Origin of the sequence: Pseudarthrobacter sp. NPDC058329 (assembly GCF_042879835.1) — a bacterium.
Taxonomy (GTDB): Bacteria; Actinomycetota; Actinomycetes; order Actinomycetales; family Micrococcaceae; genus Arthrobacter.
On record NZ_JBHVZR010000001.1, the window covers coordinates 1 to 20741 of the forward strand.

Sequence of the window (20741 nt, forward strand, 5' to 3'; positions counted from 1 at the left end):
AGTCGATCTCGCGTACTTCCGGGTCTCCGCTGAAACATCGCTTAAATGCGGCACGGTCGTTGCAACTCCCAAAATCTATGGGTGTTGCAACGACCGCTAGAACTCAAGCCAGATGCCGGACCGTCGTCGTACGTCCGCGTGAAGTCTTACGCCTCCCCGTGAGGCTAGATGGGCTGGCTGTTGGGCGGCGGCAGGTCCGGGTTCATGTCCTCCAGCTTGGGATCCTCTGCTGTCCATACCTGGATGATGGCCCAGGCGACGGCAGCCAGCGGGACGGAGAGCACTGCGCCCACGATGCCGGCCAGGATGGTTCCGGCGGTCAACGCCATCAGGATCACCAGGGCGTGGAGCTGCAGGGACTTGCCCATCACGATCGGCTGCAGGAGGTCGCCTTCGAGCTGGTTGACGGCGATGACCACGGCCACCACGATCAGTGCCACCACGGGCCCGTTAGCCACCAGTGCCACGAGGGCCGCCAGAATGCCGGCAACGGTTGCGCCCACCAGGGGGACGAAGGCTCCGATGAAGACGATGATGGCCAGGGGGATGGCCAGCGGAACCTGCATGATCAGCAGGGCGGCCCCAATGGCCACAGTGTCCACAAGCGCAACGATGGCGGTGCCGCGGACGTAGCCGCCCAGTACCTCAAGGGTGCGGCTGCCTACGCGGCGCAGCTTGGCCTCGCGTTCCCCTGTGAAGGGGCGGAGGAAGAAGTTCCAGATCTTGGCGCCGTCCTTCAGGAAGAAGAACAGGATGATCACCACGAGGCTTGCCCCGGCGAGAAACTCAGTGACCAGGGACAGTCCCGTGATGGCGCCGGAACGGACCTGGCTGCTGGTGGCAAACTGGACAATCCCCTCGCGGGCCTGGTCCAGTTGCTCCTGCTCGAAGGGAATAGGTCCGGTCAGCAGGAACTGCTCCAGCTCGTCCAGCCCGGATGATGCCTGCTGGGCCAGTTCGCCCCACTGGTTGCGGACCGAGTAGTAGATGACGGTGGAAACGCCGCCAAGCACCAGCAACAGTCCAATAAAGGCGATGCCGGTGGCCAGGCCGCCGCGTAGGCCGCGGCGCCGCAGCATGTTAACGAACGGGCCGATGGCAGCGGCCAGGATGATCGCGATCAGAATGGGAATGACCAACAGCTTGATCTGCATCAGCGCGTAGACAGAGACGACGGCGACTGTCAGGATCAGCAGGATCTGCGCGGAGCGGATGCCCACCCTGCCCAGCCCGTCTGCCCATAGCGCACTGGCTGGCTTCGCCTCCTTTTTCCTTGCAGCGGCGGCCGATGCCTGCTGCAGGGCTGATCCGGCTGCGGGTACCGGCTGCGGGGTGTCGCTTTCCGGCGCATGGTCGGTCAGGCGTGTTGCTCGCGCCATGGGGACTCCTCATCATCGGCGGTGCCCTGGGCGCGGGTGTGCGCAGCAGGGATACTACCTGTCTCAAATAGTAAGCCTACTGACCGATTGAGGAGGGGCGAAACCCCGGGTGTTTTCAGTGGCGGCAGAGCGCTCCGCCGCTAAAGTTCGGCGTTGATGAAGCCGATGACGATTGCCGCCCACCAGCACGCTTGCGAAATGCCCAGGCATAGGAGCATATGGATGCGCTGGCCGACGGGGAGGCTGGCAAAAGTCGTGGACCGCGGCATGACCACGAGGCGGCGCATGAGCGGTATCAGCATGATGCCGTTGAGCATAAGCACCAGGACTGCCCCCAGCTTCACTACCGTCCACGGGTTGCCGAGCGCCGGGTTAAGGAAGGCACCGCTCAGCAGCAGCAGCGCGGTTCCGGACCAGATGAGGGGACTGGCGGCACCGTCGAGCCGGATCGTTTCAGCCAGTTGGCGCTTTCCGATAAGCCACAGGAAACCGTGCCAGTCCACCAGGAGGATAGCGCCGAAGCCCAGGACCATGGCGATGATATGCACTGAGATGGCCAGTGCGCGGATGGGCTGGCCGGCCGCGATGGCAGGAGCCAGCATCACGGCCAACAGCCAGGCCGCTGCCGCGGTGACACACAGGATTCCGACGAGCCGCCGGGATGATCGATGGGTTTTTCGCGGGAACCTTTGCCTCGTAGTTGCACTGTATGTCACTGTGTACCTCCAACTTTTTAAAAGATGGAGCCAGGGTGCCGCGGGATAGTTTCATCTGGGGTGGGTCTGAAACGTCGGAAGGTTAATCTTAACCCCGTTGGACGTAAAAGGATCGCCCGTCCGGAGGGGAAGCTCCGGCTATTCGGCCAGCCATTCCGCGCAGGAGTTCAGATTTGTGTTGACGGTGGCCACTGCTGCGTCCTCGTCCCGCTGCTCAATGGCCTTCAGCAGGAGGTCGTGCCCCTCCTGTTGGAGTCCTTTGAAGCCGGGCCGTCGGAGCTGCCGCAGCAGATCCTCGTGGACCACGGCGCCGAAGCTGACGTAAAGCTCGTGCAACAAGGGGTTGCCCGATGCCTGCGCCACGCGCTCATGGAACCCCCAGTCCGCCCGTGCCCAGGCCTCGAAGTCCTCCGAGTGCCAGGCGTCGTTCCGGTCGGTGAGCAGGGTTCCCAGGGCTATGACGTCGTCCGCCGTTGCATTCCGCGCCGCGAGCCGGGCGGCCTGTGTGTCCAGGCCAAGCCGGACTTCCAGGATGTGGGCCTCGGTGTGGTCCTGGTACATGCGCCGGGCGGCGCCGGAGATCTCACTGGTGGCCCGGACGTAGGTGCCGTCACCGCGGCGGACTTCCAGCGTGCCGCTGTGCGCGAGTGCCTTGATGGCCTCGCGAAGTGTGCCGCGCGAGACGCTGAGGTCCGTCATCAGTCCGGTCTCTGACGGGATGCGCTCGTGGAGGGGCCACTCGCCGGACTGGATCATGGTCCGCAGCTTTGCGGTGACTTCGTCTGCAAGCGGCGGGCGGTGGGAGGGGGTCAGTGCCATGGCGTCCTACTTCCCTTTGCCGTCAGTGCGACCGGCCGAGGCGCCAGCCAGGTTGCCGGCCGGACTGCGCGCAACGCTCCGGGCCATCGCACCGCCCGTGATCAGGTGCGCCACCACAATCTGCACCAGCGACAGGGCCAGCAGCAAAGTGAGGGGCAGGGCCCAACCGCCGGTGGCACTGTGCAGCAGCCCCATTCCGAACGGGCCCGCGGTGGCGAGCAGGTAGCCCGTGGACTGGGCAAGTGTGGACAGTGCAGTGGTTTCGGCCGTGGTTGCACCGCTGCGGCTGATCATCACCATTACGAGCGGGAAGATGCCCAGGCCGAAGCCCAGCAGGACCGCGGGTATGATCGCCAGGCTTGCGGGCAGGACCAGCAGCAGGACCAGACCCGCGGCCATGGTGATACTGACCAGGTAAAACGCCGGCCGCAGCATCCGTGGGCGGGAGCCGATGGCGATGAGCAGCATGCCCGCGGGAACGGACACCAGTTGCATCAGTCCGAACATCAGCCCGCTCTCCGAAGCATCAAGTCCCATGGTGGTGAGCATGTACGGGAACCAGCTCAGCAGCGCGTAGGCAAGCAGCGCCTGAAGCGTGAAAATCGCGGTCAGCAGCAACCCTTTCCGGGTCCGCAGCAGTGGCCACGGGGACACATGCCGTGACGTGGAACGGGTGCTGTTCCGGTGGGCGTGCAGTGCCACAGGAAGGAATCCCAGGAAGGCCGCCACGGCAGTAATGCCGATCGCTCCGACGGCGGCGGACGGGGATCCGAGGGCCTGTGCCAGCGGGACGACGGCGACTGAGGTGACGGTCGCCCCCGTGGTCATGGTTACCGTATAGACGGCGGTCATGAGGGAGGTCCGGTGGGCAAAGTGCTCGCGGATGAAGGACGGCATGGCCACGTTGCAGACGGCGAGCCCGGACATCCCCACCACGCTTCCGGCCACCAGCATTCCGGTGGCGGGGATCCCGCGCAGCAGGAGGCCACCGGCGAGCATGGCCAGGGACAACAGAATCGCCTTCTCCACCCCCAGCCTGCCCGTGAGCCAGGACGTGGCGGCGCCCGCCAGGGCAAAGCACAGGGTGGGGATCGACGGGATAAACGCAGCAACCAGCGGCCCGTACCCCAGCACCGTCTGCAGGTCATGCAGCAGTGCCGACGCCCCGGTGATGCCCGCGCGCAGATTGAGCCCGATCAGCACCAGCGCGATAACTCCGAACACGACGGCCGACCCGGGCCTGGCAGGCGGGGTTTCGGCAGTTGGCGCGGACACGGCAGCCGCGGCGGCTTGAAGGGGAGTGGCGGGCATCCTCCAAGGCTAAAGGTTAGACGTTTGATGTCTCCAATTTTGTGGCTAAACTCTCCCGGCTCGCCGCGCCCGGGAATAGACTTCCAGCGAGGGCCCGGACGCCACCGCGCAGCCCCGAGGCAGGACCAACGCGGAAGGACTGCTGTGAAGGCTTCCCAGGGAATCGAGATAGAGAAGAAGTACGACGTCGGCAACGACGCCACAGTGCCCGCGCTGGAGAAACTGCCCGGTGTGGCCCGTGTGGGTACTCCCCAGACCGCTGAGTTGGAGGCGGTCTATTTCGATACTGACCGGCACACCCTGGCCTCCCGACGCCTCACCCTGCGCCGCCGCACCGGTGGGATCGATGCCGGCTGGCACCTGAAGCTCCCTCCGGAAGCCACCGGGGGGTCCGAAAAAGAACCCCGGCAGCGCCGCGAGCTGCACGCACCGCTGGGCCAGCCCGACGTCGTACCCGACATCCTGCTGGCCCACGTGCAGGCGCACTTGCGCGGGACGGCAGTGGCTCCGGTTGTCCGGCTCGAAACACGGCGCACCACCCATGCCCTCTACGGGGAGGACGGCGTTCATCTGGCAGACCTGGCAGATGACGAGGTGCAGGCGACGCGCCTGCGCGGTCCCGCGGACGAACAGCCTCAGCGCTGGCGGGAGTGGGAACTGGAACTCGTCGACGGCGGACCTGAGCTTTTCGGCCCCGCTGGGGAACTTCTCGCTGCCGCCGGCGCCCGGCCCGCCGGCCACGCGTCCAAACTCGCCCGGGCACTCGGCAGCATCCCAGGGGGCACTGGCGAGCAGGACGGGGAAAGTCCCGCCGCCCTCCTGGCTGGAAAGAAGGCACCGGCGGCCGCCGTCGTCACCGTCTATGTGGCGGAGCAGCTGCGCCTGCTCCTCGCCGAGGATGCTGCCGTGAGGCTGGAGGAGCCCGAGGGCGTCCATGACATGAGGTCAGCGATCCGGCGTATCCGCTCGGTACTGGGCGGCTATCGGAAGCTTTACCGGGCCATCCCGGTGCGGCGCCTGCGGGACGAGCTTCGCTGGCTGGGCCTCCTGCTGGGCGAACCACGGGACGCTGAAGTCCTGCGCGGCCATCTGCGGGAGCATCTTGATGCGCTGCCGCCGGGCGAGGGCTCCGACGCCGCGAGGGAGCACGTGGAGCGTAAGGCCGGGGCGGCGTTTGACGCCGGTTACCGCCGGCTTCAGGAGGTGCTGCAATCGGAGCGCTACTTCCGGCTGCTGGACGATCTTGAAAGTTTTTGCAGCCAGCCGCCGGTGCTGTCGCAGGCCGTGGCCCCCGGCAGGACCGTTGCGGCAAAAGTGGTGGGGAAGTCCGCCCGCCGGCTGCGGCGCTCGCACAAGGCCGCGGCCCATGCCCGGCGCGGAACGGCCCACGAGAACGCCCTCCACCAGGTGCGCAAGGACGCCAAACGGCTGCGCCATGTTGCCGAGTCGGCCGTCTTGGTGCGGGGAAAACGGGCGAGGAAGGTGGCCAAGGCCGCCCACCGGCAGCAGAAGATCCTGGGTGACTACCACGACGCCGTGATTGCGCGGAACCTGCTGCAGACCCTCGAATCGGGTCACGGGCTGCCGGAGGCCACGGCCGAGGCGCTGGCGGTACTTCGGGCACAACAAGCCGAACTCATGGACGGGGCCGAGGCCAAGTACCGAAAAGCCCGCAAAAAGTCCCGCCACCTGCTGCGGGGCGGGGTTCTGTAGGGGCTCCGCCACACCGCAACGCGGGGTCAGATATCGCCCCGATCAACGGCAATTATTGGGCAGGATCTGACCCCACGTTGGTGTTACTTTCCCTGCCGCGCGGACAGCCGGGCCACCGCCAGGGCCAGCCAGAGCTGCACACGGTCGGTGGTGATGGCGGGGTCGTAACCGGTGAGTTCGGTGATTTGCGCCAACCGGTAGCGGACGGTGTTCCGGTGCAGGGTGAGTTCCTCGGCGACGGCGGCCACGGAGCCGTTGTTGTTGAGGTAGCTTTCGAGCGTGGTCATCAGTTCGGCGCCGTGGGCGGCGTCGAAGGTCCGGAGCGGATTCAGGGACTCGTGCGCCATGTCGGCCAGCGGCACGTCCTCACTGGCCAGCAGCAGCGACGTCAGGCTCAGCCGCTCCGGCTCGTTGACGGGTAGTCCGTGGCTTGCGGCGTCGCGCGCCTCGAAGTAGCTCCAGCGCAGGCCATTCGGTTTGGTGTACGCGCCGCCGATGCCGATGGTCGCGTGGATGCCGGCCTCCGCCAGGTGGTCACTCAACTTCCGCGCCATTGACGGCGCCGCGCCGCCGTCGTCATTTATCACCAGCATCAGATCCTTGCCGACGACGGCGGCCACGGCGTTCTCCAGTTCCCGCGGTACCGAGGTGCTCACCAGGGCCTTGTGGTGTGCCGCGGAGACGGCAAGCAGCACCACATTCTTGCGGGTGCTGTTCACGCCGACCCCGGCCAGGCGGCGCTGGGCCTCGCTGGTTTCCAGCGCCCCGTGGATCACGTCCTCCAGCACCTGCCCGCACAGTGCACGCTCGGACTGGCGCTGCTTGACCATGTTGTTCAGTTCCACGCTGATCAAGTTCTGGGCGTAGCCGATGATGCCCGAATCCTCGAACGGCTTTCGAACCCACAGCGTGCAGGCATCGCGCCGGCCGGTGGGGATGGGGTACGAGGCCCAGGTGTCCGCCTGCGGAGTGTCCTCGCTGTTGTTGTACAGCTGGGCAGTGAACTGGGTGAGGGCGATGTCAGCCCGCAGCATGCCGCCCAGGTTTTTGAGCAGTTCGCCCAGGCCGCCGCCGGTCAGCAGTGCGCGCGCCAGTACCTGATGCCCGGCGATCAGCCGCTCCAGTTTGGCGTAGTGGTCCGCTGACTGGGCGTCTGCCACCAGCTTGCCGATGGCGATGAACGGCGTCGCGTAGGGGACCTCCACCACGGGCAGGCCCCAGCGGTTGGCCTCCGCAAGCAGTGCCGGCGGCACGGCCTCATGCGAAAGCCCCACACCAAAGCCGATACCCACCGCGCCGGCCCGCTGCACCTGCCGGACGAACCGCCGCTGCTCGGGCGCGGACTTGAGCCTCAGGCCGGTGGTGAGGATCAGTTCACCGCCGTTGATGAACCGCTGCGGGTCCTCCAGTTCGGTCACCGCCACCCAGTTGATGTCCTGGTGCCAGGTGGTCTCGGCAACCCCTGCCTTGGACAGGTTCAGGGATTTAACACCCAGAAGGGCAGCGAGGGAGATGGCCATGAACCAAGGATAAACGGGCGCTAGTCAACCGCACTAACAAGCAGCAGAAAGGGTGTGCAGGTGGCTATTCACCGAGCAAGGGAGCTGGCATAGGCTCGAGGCAGTCAAATCCATCCGCTTCGCGCCGATGGCCCCCAGGAAAGAGGTTGAACACCGTGGTCCAAACCTTGCAGAACTTCATCAACGGGACGTTCGTTACGCCTTCCGGCGCCGGCACGCTGGACATTGTCAACCCCACCAACGGTGACGTCGTGGCGCACTCGCCCATCTCCGGGCAGGAAGACGTTGACGCGGCAATGGCCGCCGCGAAGGTGGCCTTCAAGTCCTGGAAGCACGTCACCCCAGGGCAGCGGCAGCTGATGCTGCTCAAGCTGGCGGACGCCATCGAAGCCAACAGCGATGAACTGGTGGAGGCGCAGCACCGCAACACCGGCCAGGTGCGCTCCCTGATCGCCTCTGAGGAAATCGCCGCCGGAGCTGACCAGTTGCGCTTCTTCGCCGGAGCCGCGCGCATCCTCGAAGGCAAGTCCGCCGGCGAGTACTTCGAGGGCCACACCTCCTACGTCCGCCGCGAACCCATCGGCGTGGTGGCCCAGGTGGCCCCGTGGAACTACCCGTTCCTGATGGCCATCTGGAAGATCGGTCCCGCGCTCGCGGCGGGCAACACGGTAGTCCTGAAGCCCTCGGACACCACCCCGGAATCCACCCTGGTCCTGGCCCGGCTGGCCGGTGACATCCTGCCCGCGGGCGTGCTCAACGTGGTGCTGGGCACCGGCAAGACCGGTTCGCTGATGGTGGACCACAAGGTCCCGGGCCTGGTGTCCATCACCGGCTCGGTCCGGGCCGGCATCGCCGTTGCGTCCGGTGCGGCCAAGGGCCTCAAACGCGCCCACCTGGAACTCGGTGGCAAAGCCCCGGCCATCGTTTTCAAGGATGCCGACATCAAGAAGAGCGCAGCGGCCATCGCCGAGTTCGCGTTCTTCAACGCCGGCCAGGATTGCACGGCCATCACCCGCGTGCTGGTGGAGGACTCGGTGCACGACGACGTGGTGGCGGCCATGGTGGAGCACACCAGGACCCTGCGCACGGGATCCCAGAACGACGAAGACAACTACTTCGGCCCGCTGAATAACGTAAACCACTTCAACCAGGTCAGCTCCGTGGTGGAGAACCTGCCCGCGCATTGCCGGATCGAAACCGGCGGACACCGGGCGGGGGAGAAGGGCTTCTTCTTCGAACCCACCATCATCACCGGTGCCAGGCAGACGGACAACATCGTCCAGCAGGAAACCTTCGGGCCCGTCATCACGGTGCAGAAGTTCAGCACCGAGGAAGAGGCCGTGGAGCTGGCCAACGATGTGGACTATGCCCTGGCCTCCAGCGTGTGGACCACGAACCACGGCACGGCCATGCGCCTAAGCCGCGACCTGGACTTCGGCGCCGTCTGGATCAACACCCATATCCTCCTCACCGCCGAAATGCCCCACGGCGGCTTCAAACAGTCCGGCTACGGCAAGGACCTCTCCATGTACGGCGTGGAGGACTACACGCGCATCAAGCACGTGATGTCCGCGCTCGACTCCTAATCCCCACCGGCCCCCTCACCTCGCTCCGCTTCGGCCAGGGGGACCCTGCCGGTGTGGGCCCAATCAGCAAAAGAAAGGTCTCGCCATGACCACCACCGCATCAGACATCACCTTCCGCCTGGAGCAGAAGCGGCGCGTCCAGGCCGACTTCCCGGGCCCCAAGTCGCTGGCCCTGGCCGAACGACGCAAGGCCGTGGTCGCTGCCGGCGTAGCGTCCGGCGTCCCCGTGTATGTTGCGGACGCCGACGGCGGCATCATCCACGACGTGGACGGCAACTCCTTCATTGACCTGGGTTCAGGCATCGCCGTGACCAGCGTGGGAGCCTCCGATCCCGCCGTCGTCGGCGCCGTGAAGGAAGCCGTGGAGCACTTCACGCACACCTGCTTTATGGTCACCCCGTACGAAGGCTACGTGGCAGTCGCCGAGCAGCTGAACCGCCTCACCCCGGGCGACCACGAGAAGCGCACCGTCCTCTTCAACTCCGGCGCGGAGGCAGTGGAGAACGCCATCAAGGTGGCCCGCCTCGCCACCGGGCGTGACGCCGTCGTGGCTTTCGACCACGCCTACCACGGCCGCACCAACCTCACCATGGCGCTGACCGCCAAGGCCATGCCGTACAAGACCAACTTCGGCCCGTTCGCGCCCGAGGTCTACCGCATGCCCATGAGCTACCCGTACCGTGAGGAAAACCCGGAGATCACCGGTGCCGAGGCCGCCAAGCGCGCCATCACCATGATCGAAAAGCAGATCGGCGGGGACCAGGTCGCCGCGATCATCATCGAGCCCATCCAGGGCGAGGGCGGCTTCATCGTCCCGGCCGAGGGCTTCCTCCCAGCGCTGGCCGAATGGGCCAAGGAGAAGGGCGTCGTCTTCATCGCCGACGAGGTCCAGTCCGGTTTCTGCCGCACCGGTGAATGGTTCGCCGTCAACCACGAGGGCGTCATTCCGGACATCATGACCCTTGCCAAGGGAATCGCCGGCGGCATGCCGCTGTCCGCCATCACCGGCCGGGCAGACCTGCTCGACGCCGTCCACCCGGGCGGCCTGGGCGGCACCTACGGCGGCAACCCGGTGGCGTGCGCTGCCGCTTTGGCGTCCATCGGCTCCATGGAGGAATACAACCTCGCCGGCCGCGCCCGCCACATCGAAGCGGTGGCCACCACCCGGCTCCGTGAACTGCAGGGCGAACTGGCCGCTGCCGGCTCGTCCGTGATCGGCGACGTCCGCGGCCGCGGCGCCATGCTGGCCATTGAACTTGTCCAGGCAGGCTCCAAGGAACCCAACCCGGAACTTACCAAGGCTGTTGCCGCCGCCTGCCTCAAGGAAGGCGTCATCATCCTCACCTGCGGAACGTACGGCAACGTCATCCGGCTCCTGCCACCGCTCGTCATCACCGACGAACTGCTCAATGACGGACTGGATGTCCTGGCCGCGGCCATCAAAGCCAACGCATAACAGACCAGCGTCAAACCCCGCGCCGACCAGTTAACTCGAGCGGGCCAGCATCTGAAAGTTAAGCAGCATCCCGGCACAGCCGGGATGCTGCTTTTTCGTTGTTTTGATGGATCCCGATGGAGCAGCTACCCATCTCCCTAATGTTGTGACGAAAGTACCTAATTCCTCCGCAGCCGCCACTGAAAAACACCTAATTACCCCGGTCCGCATGAAGCCTTTCGTAAGTACCCCCATGAACTTATTTGAGGTACCGGGTACTCGTGTTTGGGCTTCGGAGGGCCCGTAGTTTGGACACACCGGCGGGCTATGCAGTGGCTCCTGGAACACCTAACTCCGAGGAGATGCACCTTGAGACCCCTCGCTACTACCGGACACCCGGAAAAGACACTCGGAGCCGCCGATAGCGCTGCCTGCAGCGTCTGTCCTACGCCGGCCGGGCCCTTGGAGCGGGAGGGACATCCCCGGGCCAATAACAGCATTTCACTTACGACAGGGGAAACGCGATGACTCAGTTATCAACGGGGACCAAAGACCGGGCTGCTCACGCCGCCGCGGGGCTAACCTCATGCCGTACTTGGTCAAACCGATGAGCGTCTTCATGTCGGTGGAGGCCGCACAGTCGGCGCTCCACGTGGGGGGACGATTCCTGCTCATGGTCTCGATGATGTTGTTCTTGGCCTACGCGCTCTTCATGATCGGCGCCGTCGTGGTGTCAGGCCTTCTGAACACGACTCGTTCCGTCCGCCGGCGCCTCGTATACAGCAGGCCGGCCGCGACGGGCGTTCCGCAGTCCGCGACGCCGATGCGGCAGGTCGGCTCCACGGCCAAGCGCCATGAAGCACGGGTGTAGGGGACATAGACCATGCTTCTCCTGAACGATCAGCGCATCGACTTCGTCCTGATCCTGGCCGTGAGCCTGGTGCTCCTGTCGGTTCTGTACGGTGTGCTGATGCTCGTGCTGTCCCGGTTCGAACCGGCGTACGCGCGACGTCGAGCGGTGACCCTCCCAGCAACCGCGGCCGAGAAAGCCGTCATCTTCGTGGTGCCCTGTCTCAACGAGGAGCGGGTCCTCGCCGCCAATCTCGATCGGCTCGTGGAGATGGACTACCCGCGGATCCAGGTCCTGGTGATCGATGACGGTTCTGACGACGGCACAGCGGCCATCGTGCAAGCCCACCCCGATCCCAGGGTCAGCCTGCTGCAACGACGACTGCCAACCGCCCGCCAGGGTAAGGGCGAAGCGCTTAACGCGGCGATCCGGCACATCCGCTCCGGGGCGCTTGGCGCCTACACCGACCCCTCGGATGTCGTTGTCTGCGTCGTGGACGCCGACGGGAGGATGGAGCCGCAGGCGCTGGACGAGGTGATTCCGCTCTTCGTCGATCCCCAGCTGGGTGCCGTCCAGATCGGCGTCCGAATTAACAACCGCCACCAGAACTTGCTGGCACGGATGCAGGATATCGAGTTCGTGCTCTACACCGAGGTCTTCCAACGCGCTCGCCGGCACCTGGGGAGCGTGGGGCTGGGTGGCAACGGGCAGTTCGTGAGGCTCTCGGCCCTCATCAGCCTCGGCCCCGCACCCTGGTCCAGGAGCCTCGCCGAGGACCTCGACCTCGGCGTGCGGCTGCTGATCAGGGGGTGGAATATCGAGTTCTGCTCCACCTCGGCCGTGCACCAGCAAGGTCTCGTGGACGTCCGGCGCTGGGTCAAACAACGGACCAGGTGGTTCCAGGGGCACCTGCAGGCTTGGACTCTGGTCCCCTGGGTGCTGCGGGACCTAACGGGCGCGCGCCGCGTGGACCTGCTCTACCACCTGACCAGCCCTTACCTCCTCCTGCTCGCCTCCTTCCTCAGCGCCGGCTTCCTGCTGTGGATCGTCAGCATCGGCATCGGCGCCTTCGCGGGGTCCCTAGACTTCTCGTGGGTGTGGGTCTCGGCATACGCCGTGGCGTTCGGACCCGCGCTAATGTTAGGAGCCGTCTACTGGCGCCTCGAACGCGATCACAGCTTCGGGCCGCTGACCGCCCTCGTGGTCCTGCACGCCTACGTCGGCTACGCCGTCCTCTGGTACGTCGCCGGGTGGAAGGCTGCTTTCCGCTCCCTCACGGGGCGGAACTCCTGGGCGAAGACGGATCGGACCGCGGACGATCAGGACTCGGCCCCCGGGGAGCTGGACAACCCGTTGACGGCACCGGCATGAGGACAGACCTGTTAATTGGGGCCACGATCCTGCTCATGATTTGCATCGCTGCCACCATGGGTCTTGGCCAGCGTCACACCGGTCCTTGGTCGGACGGGGAGGTCATCGGACGGTGGACCTTGATGTACAACGGTTACGGCGAGGCCTCGGGCAATGACGACGAGGTCGTTCTCCATCCCAAGTCAGCCGCATCCACGGACATCACCCACGGCGGTCTCGTGCACACCACCCGCTCCTACATGGACCCCACGTTAGAGGTGACGGTGCACACCGAGGCCCAGGTGCGGGACGGCCCGCCCAATGACTGGGAGGTCGGCTGGGTGCTGTGGAACCTCCGCGATGACGAGCACTTCTACGCCGTGGCGCTCAAGCCCAACGGGTGGGAGATCTCCAAGCAGGACCCCGCCTACCCCGGCAACCAGCGGTTCATCGCCACCGGCGAGGAACCGCAGTTCCCCATCGGCCAGGACTACCGCGTGCGCGTGGAGCACGACTGGCCCCGCATGACGGTGAGCGTCGACGGGCGGGAGCTCGCGACCATCACCGACGACGAAAGACCGTACCGCGGCGGAACTATCGGCCTGTACACCGAGGACGCGAGAGTCCGCTTTACCGACCTGAACATCCTCGACGCCGCCTCCGACTGAGCAGGGCCTTCGGGCTCCCACCGGCCCCCAACGCACCAGGAGCAATCCCATGTCTCACTCATTTCGCAGGACGCCCGTTTCCGTCATGGCGATCTACGGCACACGGCCCGAAGCCATCAAGATGGCACCTCTCGTGATCGCGCTGCGTGACGACCCGCGCTTCGAGGTGCACGTGGTCGTCACGGGCCAGCACCGCGAAATGCTGGACCAGGTCAATCAGTCCTTCGGCATCGTCCCGGACCAGGACCTGAACATCCATGCCGCCGGTCAGACGCTGACCGAGATCACGATGCGGACGCTCCAGGGACTGGCGCAGGTCTTCGAGAAGGACCGACCCGACGCGGTCCTGGTGCAGGGCGACACAACGACCACCTTCGCCGCATCCCTGGCGGCCTTCTACGCCGGCGTCACGGTGGTGCACACCGAGGCGGGACTGCGGACGGGCAACAAGTACTCGCCCTATCCCGAGGAGATGAACCGTCGCCTCACCGGTCAGATGGCATCCCTCCACCTGGCGCCGACCTGGGCCGCGCGGGATAATTTGCTGCACGAGAACGTCGCTCCTGACACGATCGTGGTAACGGGCAACTCTGTCATTGACGCCCTGTTTATCACCGTCGCCTCCTGCCCGAGGATCGAGGACCCCGCATTGAGTGCGCGTCTGGCGACCGGACGTCCGGTGGTGGTCGTGACGGCACACCGCCGCGAGTCCTGGGGCGAACCGCTGCGCCAGGTCGGCCGGGCGATCGCCCGATTAGCCGCAGCGCACCCTGATCACGACTTCATCTTCCCCGCGCACCGCAATCCCCTGGTACGTGAGGCGATCCTGCCTACGGTGCAGGACTGCCCCAACGTCCTCGTCACGGAACCGCTGCCTTATGCACAGTTCTGTGCGCTGCTGGAGCGCTCTTCGATCATCCTGACCGACAGCGGCGGCGTGCAGGAGGAGGGGCCCTCACTGGGCAAGCCTGTGCTGGTCATGCGGGACACCACCGAACGTCCGGAGGCCGTGGCGGTGGGCGCCGTGCAACTGGTCGGCACAAACGAGGAGACGATCGTCGACGCGGTGTCCACTCTCATCAAGGACGAACGGACCTACCAACGCATGGCGAGGGCGCTCAATCCCTACGGCGACGGCCACGCCGCCGAGCGGACAGTCCGGGCCCTGGCCCGCCACTACGGGCACAACGACACCGTGCAGGAGTTCCGGGACTGGGCAACAGCTGTCCCCGTCGTCTGAAAGCCTCCGCACGCGGAATCCACGCCGACCAGCGAAGCCGTCACCCACACCCTCAAGGAAGAGCCATGGAGAATCAGTACCAGTTGTCCAGCAGAGGGCGCAGGGGGTGGATAATTGGCCTGGTTTCCCTGACCCTGGTCGCCGCGGGCGTAGTCTTCGGCCTCACCGACGAAAGCCTCGTCGAGGGAGAGAACTCCCCACTCGCTCAGCGCTACACCACGGTGACGGACTCCGATACCGGGGCATCGACGGTGAAGACCGCCACGTTCGCGCCGCGTTTCGGTCGACCGGGCGGGGCACGCACGCTGGTGCTCTACGACGGCACCGGTAACGCCCCGGAGGACGCCGAAATGTACGGCATTGCCGCTGGGAATCTGGTCACGCACTTCGGCGAAGCCGAGGTCGCGGCGGTGGGCGACTACACCGCGGACAGGATGCAGGACTTCGACGCCGTCGTCTACCTAGGGATGGACTCCGAGTCCATACCGCCAGAGGCATTCCTCACGGACGTCCGGGAGGGCACCGTGCCTGTGCTCTGGGCGGGCCAGAACATCGATGACCTCGTCGGATACGAGCCGGACTCGATCACGGAGTTTGTGACCCGGTACGGCTGGAATCCCACCGCTCCTCTGGAGGTGGGCAACGCCCAGGTGAAAGCCGTGTCATACAAGGATCGTTCCGTACGCCGCTACGCGCCTCACTCCCACACCGTCTACAGTCCGCGCATTTTGGAGGGTGGAAAGGCCAGGACCCTTGCGGCCATTGTGTGCGGTGACCCGGAGCGCCCCAAGGCTTGTGACGTTGTCGGTGAATCACCGACGACGGGACCGGCCTGGGCCGTAAGCTCAGGCCACCTCACCTATCTGGCAGAGGTGCCTCTCAATGACATAGACCAGAACGACATCTACCTGATCTTCTCGGATCTGTTCTACGACCTGCTCGCGCCGGGAACGGAACCGGTGCGGCAAGCTGCTGTGCGCTTGGAGGATGTAGGCCCTGAAGCGGATCCCGACGATCTGCGGAAGGTCGCCGACTATTTGCACGGTGCAGGGGTGCCGTTCCAGGTTGCAGTCGTGCCAGTGCACGTGGCCCGCACCCCGGACAAAGGGGGATGGTACGGGCGCAGCCTGCTCGATACACCGCAGGTGGTCGAGGCACTGAAGTACATGCAGGCCCGGGGCGGAACCCTCATCCAGCACGGCACCAGCCACCAGTTCGGTGCCCTCGACAATCCGTACAGCGGCCGATCGGGCGAGGACTACGAGTTTTACCAGCACGGCTGCACGGACACCGCCCTGCCGCCCCACGAGTTCACGGAGTGCAAGATCGATTCCTACATCCGCAAGATCGGCCCGGTCGCGGAGGACAGTGTTGAGCAGCACGTCGCCCGGATCCAGCACGGCCGGCAGGTGATGATCGACGCCGGCCTGGGCGCACCGACGATCTTCGAGACTCCCCACTACTCGGCGTCCGTCAACGCTTATGCCGCGATGGCCGAAGTGTACGACGCACGATACGAAGGCTCCGACTACTACGCCGGCATGATCTCGGGTAAGGAGATCACCCCGGCGTCCTCCTACGGCCAGCACTTCCCGTACACCGTCCACGACATCTACGGCACCACGGTGTACCCCGAGACCCTCCAAAATATCACCGAGACGGAGCAGAACCACCACCCCATCCGGGGTCCGGAGTTCGTCATTGAACGGGCCGAGGCGCACCTGGTGGTCAGAGAGTCAACGGCCAGCTTCTTCTTTCATCCCTACCTGGACCTGGACGCGCTCAAGCAGACAGTCACCGGCATCAAGAACCTCGGCTACACGTTCGTCCCGGTCTACGACCTGAAATGAGGACCGGGCGGCCGGGTGACTCGTTGAGCTGTTTCCGATGAAGACTCCTCGCCCCCAACACGCCCGGCTGGAGCACGCAGGCCCGAGGTTGTGTGGCTGGCACGCTGGCTCCGTTGGCCCGTCCGGGGGATGGGTCAGCTGGTCCGTCGAGGGGACGAACCGCCGCCTGGGGGAACGAGCATGCTGTGGCCGACGCCTTTTCCGAACGACGGCCTCCGCGACGCCGCGGGCCGGAGTGGACTGGCAGCACCATGGCGCCGCCGGTGTTCTTCGGCCCTACGGGCAAGCGCTGATACCGCATCCTGGCCACGGTCGTCGTCCTCGTGGTCCCAGCAGCGGGGTTGATCGCCTGGCTCGTGCCGCAGGCCCTCGCCCAGACCTGGGAGCAGCCGCTCCACCCGGAGACGAGCTATCCCCGGGAGCTCCTCGCGACCGGCGATCCGCAGAACATTCCGCTGCTGGGCGACTCGTCGCACCCGTTGAGCCGGATCGCCCTGGTGGGCGAGCGGAACGGCGAGCCGGTGCTCACGGACCCGTTCCCCTACGACGCGCTTCCGACTTACTGGTCAGAAAAGCGGGATGCGGTCGAGGAATATGGCGGGCTGCAGAATACCGCAGGTGCCCGGACCAACTACGGCCGCCGCCGGGCCACCGACGCTTTGCGGGCAGTCCGCAGCATATCCACCGTGAGGACCAGCAACGCCACCCAGACCACGCCAAACCCGATCCAGCGATCCAGAGTCATCGCTTCGCGGAAAACCACGAGGGCGATGATGAACTGCAGCAGGGGTGCGAAATACTGGAGCAACCCGATGGTGGTCATGGGGAGCCGTCGGGCCGAAGCCCCGAAGAACAACAGGGGCACCGCGGTAATTACCCCGGAGGCCAGCAGCAGCCAGAAGTGGCCCGGGCCCTGCGTGGTCAGCGTAGCGGTTCCGGCTAGGGCCAGATAGATCATGGTGGCTGCCGCAAACGGGGCCAGCACCATGCTCTCCACGCTCAGGCTCGTGAGGGCGTCCACCCTGGGGCCTACGCGTTTCTTGACGAAGCCGTAGAGGCCGAAGCTGAAGGCCAGGGTCAGGGCGATCCACGGCAGCTTGCCATAGGAGTACGTGAGGACACCCACCGCAATGAACCCGATGCCCACAGCCGCCCACTGAAGCGGGCGGAGCTTCTCCTTCAGCACAAAGACGCCCAGCAAGACGGAGACCAGCGGGTTGATGAAATAGCCCAGGGACGCCTCCACGGCCTGGCCGGTGGTCACGCCGTACGTGTAGGTCAGCCAGTTGACGGCGATCAGGAAAGCGGCCAGGCCCAGGGAACCAAACACTGCGCGGTCCCGGAGGGCGCGGGCCAGGCTGGACCACGAACGGGTGACGGTGATGAGCAGAGCGCAGAACAGCAGCGACCACACCACACGGTTTGCCACAATTTCGACGGCGCCCGCCGGCATCAGGACGAAGAAGTACAGGGGGAGAAGCCCCCACAGCCCGTAGGCGCCGATGCCAAAGAGGACACCCGCCGTCGTCTCCTTGTCCACGGACTTGGGAGGTGCACCCTTGGCGCCTGCTGCGGACTGCGCCGCTGAAGGAGCGGCCGGAGCAGGAACACGGGCAGTGGAAGGGGATCCATCGGGAGAAGGCACGACATCCATAACATCAGTCCCAGGGCAGGTATTCCGGCAAATAGTCAGTAGGCTTGCTTTTATGATATTTGCCGATTGGCCGGAGGCCACCTGATGAGGCTCCGACGCAGCAACGCCTCGGGCCGCGGGTACCGCAGGGTCGCCGCGGGCAAGGGCTTCAGCTACCGGGACCTCGATGGTTCAACGCTGCCGCCCGGCCCAGTTCGGGACCGGCTGGACAGCATTGGCATCCCGCCGGCCTGGACTGACGTATGGATCGCACCGTTTGAAAACGGCCACATCCAGGCAACCGGAATGGACGCTGTAGGCCGGCGGCAGTATATTTACCACCCCGAATGGCGGGAACGAAAGGACAGGGTGAAGTTCGACCGTGCCCTGCAACTGGCAGAGTCGCTGCCGGCGGCCCGGCGGCGGGTCACCATGGACCTTCGCAGCGAGGGCTTCTCCCGCGACCGCGTCCTCGCCGGAGCGTTCAGAATGCTGGACAGCGGCTCGCTGCGCGTGGGGTCCGAGCGGTACACAAACGAAAACGGCAGCCACGGGCTCGCCACCCTGCTCTGCGCCCACGTCCAGGTGCGCAAGGACCGGATCCACCTGAGGTTCCCCGCCAAGAGCGGCAAGGACTGGGAATCGGAAATCCGCGACGCCGACCTCGCCGCCCTGCTGCGCCTGCTTAAGCGCCGTGGTGCCAATGCCAGGCTCATGGCCTACAAGGAGGGGCGGCACTGGCGCCCCGTCACGAGCGCCGACATTAATGCCTACGTCAAGGAGCGGACCGGATCGGACTTCACCGCCAAGGACTTCCGCACACTGCGGGGCACTGTGGCTGCTGCCGCCAGCCTGGCCCGGACCGGCGCCCAGCGGACGGCCGCCAAACGCAAGCGGGCCATCAGCCGGGCCATGATGGAAGCGTCCGAGGTGCTGGGCAACACGCCGTCGATCGCCCGCAAGAGCTACGTGGACCCGCGCGTCCTGGACCACTACCACGAGGGCGAAACCATCGACCCCAAGCGGCCCGACTCCGCCGAAGCGGAGCTGCGGGCGCTGCTCTACCGCGAAGGCAACGTGGTTCCGCTGGCGAAAAGCGGTTAGGGCCCTGCGTTACAGGGAGCGATGCGCCGCGGAAGCGGCCAATTAGAATAATTGATTGTGCGCTGCTCCTGCGCGCAAGCTCATCGGTCAGAAGGGTCCCAGGTGTCCAACCACGGCGAAACCACCTCCGCACGTTCCCTCCGCGTAGCAATTGTGGGCGCCGGGCCGGCAGGCGTCTACGCCGCGGATATCCTCACCAAGTCCAGGGGCGTAGCGGACGGCGACTTCGAGGTCAGCATCGACCTCTTCGAGGCCTACCCTGCGCCCTACGGACTGATCCGCTACGGCGTGGCACCGGACCACCCCCGGATCAAGGGGATCGTTAATGCCCTTCACAAGGTTCTGGACCGCGGTGACATCCGGTTCCTGGGCAACGTGACCTATGGCCGGGACCTCACCCTGCACGATTTCCGCGCCTTCTACGACGCCGTCATCTTCTCCACCGGCGCCATCAAGGACGCGGACCTGAACATCCCGGGCATCGACCTGCCGGGCTCGTTCGGCGGCGCGGACTTTGTGTCCTGGTACGACGGGCACCCCGATGTGCCCCGGGAGTGGCCCCTGGAAGCCAAGGAGATTGCCGTCATCGGCAACGGCAACGTGGCCCTGGACGTTGCCCGGATGCTGGTGAAGCACCCCGAGGAACTGCTGACCACCGAGATTCCGGACAACGTCTACCAGGGCCTGAAGGCTTCGCCGGTGACGGACGTGCACGTCTTTGGGCGCCGCGGCCCGGCCCAGGTGAAGTTCACGCCCCTGGAACTCCGGGAGCTCAGCCACATGAACGACGTGGACATTGTGCTCTACCCGGAGGACTTCGAGTTCGATGAAGCCTCCGATGAAGCGATCCGCAGCAACAACCAGATCAAGACCATGGTGAACACGCTGACCAACTGGCTGGTGGAGGAGCACACCGAGTCCGAAAATCCCTCCTCCCGCCGCCTGCACCTGCATTTCCTGCACAGCCCCGTAGAGATTTACGACGACGGCGGCACGGGCAAGGTGGGCGGGATCAAGTTTGAGCGCATGCAGCTTGACGGCACGGGCAACGCCAAGGGCACTGGCGAGTTCATCGAATACCCCGTGCAGGCGGTCTACCGTGCCATCGGCTACCACGGTTCGGCCCTGGACGAGCTGGAGTACGACGCCAAGCGCGGCGTCATCCCCAACGAAGGCGGGCGCGTGCTGGACGCCGGAGGTGAGCCCGTGCCGGGGATCTACGCCACGGGCTGGATTAAGCGTGGACCGGTGGGCCTGATCGGCCACACCAAGGGCGACGCCCTGGAAACCATCGGTTTCCTGCTCGAGGACCGGCTCACCCTGCCGCCAGCCCAGAACCCGGATCCGCAGGCCATCATCGACCTGCTGGAAGAGCGCGGCATCGAATACACCACGTGGGAAGGCTGGAACAAGCTCGATGCCCATGAAGCCGGCCTGGGTGCAGCGTGGAGCGGGCCCGAAGGCACGGACCACGTGGTGCGCGAACGCATCAAGGTGGTGCCGCGCGAGGAGATGATCCGCATCTCCCGCGCCTGACCCCCTTGGACTGCCCCAAAACTCCCTGGCT

At 65.7% G+C, this 20741-nt stretch carries 16 protein-coding genes; 10 read left to right on the forward strand and 6 right to left on the reverse strand.

Annotated features, from left to right (window positions below):
* Positions 1-164: 164 nt before the first annotated feature.
* The 4 genes from ACFVYC_RS00005 to ACFVYC_RS00020 form a co-directional block, all read right to left on the reverse strand.
* Complete coding sequence (locus ACFVYC_RS00005; RefSeq protein WP_387545260.1) at positions 165-1379, reverse strand: AI-2E family transporter; 1215 nt, start codon at positions 1377-1379, stop codon at positions 165-167.
* Positions 1380-1519: 140 nt separating this feature from the next.
* The gene (locus tag ACFVYC_RS00010; RefSeq protein ID WP_387545262.1) at positions 1520-2095 is read right to left on the reverse strand and encodes a hypothetical protein; all 576 of its coding nucleotides are present in this window, start codon (positions 2093-2095) and stop codon (positions 1520-1522) included.
* Between the two features lie 138 nt (positions 2096-2233).
* Positions 2234-2914, reverse strand: coding sequence for a FadR/GntR family transcriptional regulator (locus ACFVYC_RS00015; protein ID WP_387545264.1), 681 nt, complete (start codon positions 2912-2914; stop codon positions 2234-2236).
* Positions 2915-2920: 6 nt separating this feature from the next.
* Complete coding sequence (locus ACFVYC_RS00020; RefSeq protein WP_387545266.1) at positions 2921-4225, reverse strand: CynX/NimT family MFS transporter; 1305 nt, start codon at positions 4223-4225, stop codon at positions 2921-2923.
* Between the two features lie 144 nt (positions 4226-4369).
* Between ACFVYC_RS00020 and ACFVYC_RS00025 the strand changes: the two genes are divergently transcribed.
* Positions 4370-5938: a CHAD domain-containing protein gene (locus ACFVYC_RS00025; RefSeq protein ID WP_387545269.1), complete on the forward strand. Its 1569-nt coding sequence runs from the start codon at positions 4370-4372 to the stop codon at positions 5936-5938.
* 83 nt (positions 5939-6021) lie between these two features.
* Here ACFVYC_RS00025 and ACFVYC_RS00030 read toward each other — a convergent pair whose 3' ends face one another.
* On the reverse strand, positions 6022-7458 hold the full coding sequence (locus tag ACFVYC_RS00030) for a PucR family transcriptional regulator (RefSeq protein WP_387545272.1): 1437 nt from the start codon (positions 7456-7458) through the stop codon (positions 6022-6024).
* A gap of 155 nt (positions 7459-7613) precedes the next feature.
* Here ACFVYC_RS00030 and ACFVYC_RS00035 point away from each other — a divergent pair, with 155 nt between their 5' ends.
* The 7 genes from ACFVYC_RS00035 (at position 7614) to ACFVYC_RS00065 (ending at position 16437) form a co-directional block, all read left to right on the forward strand.
* Entirely contained in the window at positions 7614-9044 is a 1431-nt protein-coding gene (locus ACFVYC_RS00035; protein WP_387545274.1) for a gamma-aminobutyraldehyde dehydrogenase, read from the forward strand.
* Positions 9045-9129: 85 nt separating this feature from the next.
* Positions 9130-10500, forward strand: a complete 1371-nt coding sequence (gene gabT / locus ACFVYC_RS00040; protein WP_387545275.1) for a 4-aminobutyrate--2-oxoglutarate transaminase — start codon at positions 9130-9132, stop codon at positions 10498-10500.
* A 586-nt stretch (positions 10501-11086) separates the two neighbouring features.
* Positions 11087-11350, forward strand: coding sequence for a hypothetical protein (locus tag ACFVYC_RS00045; RefSeq protein ID WP_387545277.1), 264 nt, complete (start codon positions 11087-11089; stop codon positions 11348-11350).
* Between the two features lie 12 nt (positions 11351-11362).
* Positions 11363-12700 carry a glycosyltransferase family 2 protein gene (locus ACFVYC_RS00050; protein ID WP_387545279.1) on the forward strand — a complete coding sequence of 446 codons (1338 nt, stop codon included), beginning with the start codon at positions 11363-11365 and terminating at the stop codon, positions 12698-12700.
* A gap of 35 nt (positions 12701-12735) precedes the next feature.
* A complete protein-coding gene (locus tag ACFVYC_RS00055; RefSeq protein ID WP_387545280.1) occupies positions 12736-13347 on the forward strand; it encodes a calcium-binding protein in 612 nt (203 codons plus the stop codon).
* 49 nt (positions 13348-13396) lie between these two features.
* The gene (gene wecB / locus ACFVYC_RS00060; protein WP_387545282.1) at positions 13397-14587 is read left to right on the forward strand and encodes a non-hydrolyzing UDP-N-acetylglucosamine 2-epimerase; all 1191 of its coding nucleotides are present in this window, start codon (positions 13397-13399) and stop codon (positions 14585-14587) included.
* A 65-nt stretch (positions 14588-14652) separates the two neighbouring features.
* Entirely contained in the window at positions 14653-16437 is a 1785-nt protein-coding gene (locus ACFVYC_RS00065) for a DUF2334 domain-containing protein (protein WP_387545284.1), read from the forward strand.
* Positions 16438-17068: 631 nt separating this feature from the next.
* Here ACFVYC_RS00065 and rarD read toward each other — a convergent pair.
* On the reverse strand, positions 17069-18091 hold the full coding sequence (gene rarD, locus ACFVYC_RS00070) for an EamA family transporter RarD (protein ID WP_387545287.1): 1023 nt from the start codon (positions 18089-18091) through the stop codon (positions 17069-17071).
* An 84-nt stretch (positions 18092-18175) separates the two neighbouring features.
* Here rarD and ACFVYC_RS00075 point away from each other — a divergent pair, with 84 nt between their 5' ends.
* Positions 18176-19174, forward strand: a complete 999-nt coding sequence (locus ACFVYC_RS00075; protein ID WP_387545290.1) for a DNA topoisomerase IB — start codon at positions 18176-18178, stop codon at positions 19172-19174.
* Between the two features lie 102 nt (positions 19175-19276).
* Positions 19277-20710 (forward strand): FAD-dependent oxidoreductase, encoded by a 1434-nt coding sequence (locus ACFVYC_RS00080; protein ID WP_387545292.1) that lies wholly within the window; start codon positions 19277-19279, stop codon positions 20708-20710.
* The last annotated feature ends 31 nt before the right edge of the window (positions 20711-20741 follow it).

Coding starts and splice junctions, on each gene's coding strand:
- ACFVYC_RS00065 (WP_387545284.1), top strand. CDS start 14,653: ATGGAGAATCAGTACCAGTTGTCCAGCAGAGGGCGCAGGGGGTGGATA.
- ACFVYC_RS00050 (WP_387545279.1), top strand. CDS start 11,363: ATGCTTCTCCTGAACGATCAGCGCATCGACTTCGTCCTGATCCTGGCC.
- wecB (WP_387545282.1), top strand. CDS start 13,397: ATGTCTCACTCATTTCGCAGGACGCCCGTTTCCGTCATGGCGATCTAC.
- ACFVYC_RS00020 (WP_387545266.1), bottom strand. CDS start 4,225: ATGCCCGCCACTCCCCTTCAAGCCGCCGCGGCTGCCGTGTCCGCGCCA.
- ACFVYC_RS00005 (WP_387545260.1), bottom strand. CDS start 1,379: ATGGCGCGAGCAACACGCCTGACCGACCATGCGCCGGAAAGCGACACC.
- ACFVYC_RS00075 (WP_387545290.1), top strand. CDS start 18,176: ATGAGGCTCCGACGCAGCAACGCCTCGGGCCGCGGGTACCGCAGGGTC.
- ACFVYC_RS00030 (WP_387545272.1), bottom strand. CDS start 7,458: ATGGCCATCTCCCTCGCTGCCCTTCTGGGTGTTAAATCCCTGAACCTG.
- ACFVYC_RS00015 (WP_387545264.1), bottom strand. CDS start 2,914: ATGGCACTGACCCCCTCCCACCGCCCGCCGCTTGCAGACGAAGTCACC.
- ACFVYC_RS00055 (WP_387545280.1), top strand. CDS start 12,736: ATGATTTGCATCGCTGCCACCATGGGTCTTGGCCAGCGTCACACCGGT.
- ACFVYC_RS00045 (WP_387545277.1), top strand. CDS start 11,087: ATGAGCGTCTTCATGTCGGTGGAGGCCGCACAGTCGGCGCTCCACGTG.
- gabT (WP_387545275.1), top strand. CDS start 9,130: ATGACCACCACCGCATCAGACATCACCTTCCGCCTGGAGCAGAAGCGG.
- rarD (WP_387545287.1), bottom strand. CDS start 18,091: ATGGATGTCGTGCCTTCTCCCGATGGATCCCCTTCCACTGCCCGTGTT.